1 protein-coding gene and 1 pseudogene are annotated in these 1,476 nt (G+C 43.7%); both read right to left on the minus strand.

Annotated elements, in window-relative coordinates:
- On the minus strand, positions 1-295 hold a 295-nt coding region (locus tag ACFIMG_RS06640; RefSeq protein ID WP_375693588.1), incomplete at its 3' end, for a hypothetical protein.
- Positions 292-1,476, minus strand: a pseudogene (locus ACFIMG_RS06645) (hypothetical protein); the annotation flags it as partial. The gene ACFIMG_RS06640 and the pseudogene ACFIMG_RS06645, both read right to left, overlap by 4 nt.

Raw genomic sequence — 1,476 nt, forward strand, 5'->3', positions numbered from 1 at the left:
TGAACTTAGGTTTGCTCCATTGGCCATCCTCATACTTAGCTCCTCCACCTAAAGATTGTGCAACTTTATCACCTAGAGCATAAAGCTGGTTACCCGCTACGGCATCCGTTGAAGTTCCACTAATATCTCCATTTTTAAGAGACGTAATCTTGTTGTTCTCTTTACTGTCCCCATGCGTTGCTACAAAGGCATGTGCAGCGTCGCTCCATAATAAAGCATCACCATTAACCGCTTGAGTAATATTACTTAGTTTTTCATCAAACTTTTTGACCTCATTAGACAGATGTGTGTTCACATTCTTGACACTCGTATCAAGACCCGCAAAGGCACTACCAACATCATTGAAGCTCGTCTTTCCCACATCACCATCTGCAGAAATATTAGAGATCTCGTAAGTCGGAGCTGTCCATGTGCCANAGTGTTCACATTCTTGACGCTCGTATCAAGACCCGCAAAGGCGCTACCAACATCATTGAAGCTCGTCTTTCCCACATCACCATCTGCAGAAACATGAGAGATCTCGTAAGTCGGAGCTGTCCAAGTTCCATTCTCATACTTAGCTTTACCACCTAAGGACTGCGCAACACCGCTCCCTAGTGCATATAGCTGGTTACCCGCTACAGCATCACTTGAGTCTTTAGTTATAGATCCATTGGCAAGCGATGTTATCTTGCTGCTTGTATTCTCTTCACCATGCGTCGCTACAAACGCACCTTTAGACTTATCCCACAACAAGGCATCAGCCTGAGCAGTGGTAACTTCATTGGTAATCTCTTCGGTAATTTCATCCTTAACATGATCGATTTTATCTTTAACATTCTCGAATGAATCACCAACACCAGCAAAGGCAGACGCGACATCGCTATAACTCGAGGCAGTAACACTGCCATCAGATGAAAACTTTTTAACCGCGAATGTAGGCGCACTCCAAGTTCCATTCTCATACTTAGCTTTACCACCTAAAGACTTCGCAACACCGCTTCCTAATGCATATAGCTGGTTACCCGCTACAGCATCACTTGAGTCTTTAGTTATAGATCCATTGGCAAGCGATGTTATCTTGCTGCTTGTATTCTCTTCACCATGCGTCGCTACAAACGCACCTTTAGACTTATCCCATAACAAGGCGTCAGCTTGAGCAGTGGTAATTTCATTGGTAATCTCTTCGGTAATTTCATCCTTAACATGATCGATTTTATCTTTAACATTCTCGAATGAATCACCAACACCAGCAAAGGCAGACGCGACATCGCTATAACTCGAGGCAGTAACACTGCCATCAGATGAAAACTTTTTAACCGCGAATGTAGGCGCACTCCAAGTTCCATTCTCATACTTAGCTCCTCCACCTAAAGATTGTGCAACTTTATCACCTAGAGCATGAAGCTGATTACCCGCTACAGCATCCGTTGACGTTCTACTAATGTCTCCATTTTTAAGAGACGTTATCTTGCTGTTCTCTTTACTGTCCCCATG

Origin of the sequence: Bartonella sp. AP11XZML (assembly GCF_042196445.1) — a bacterium.
Taxonomy (GTDB): domain Bacteria; phylum Pseudomonadota; class Alphaproteobacteria; order Rhizobiales; family Rhizobiaceae; genus Bartonella.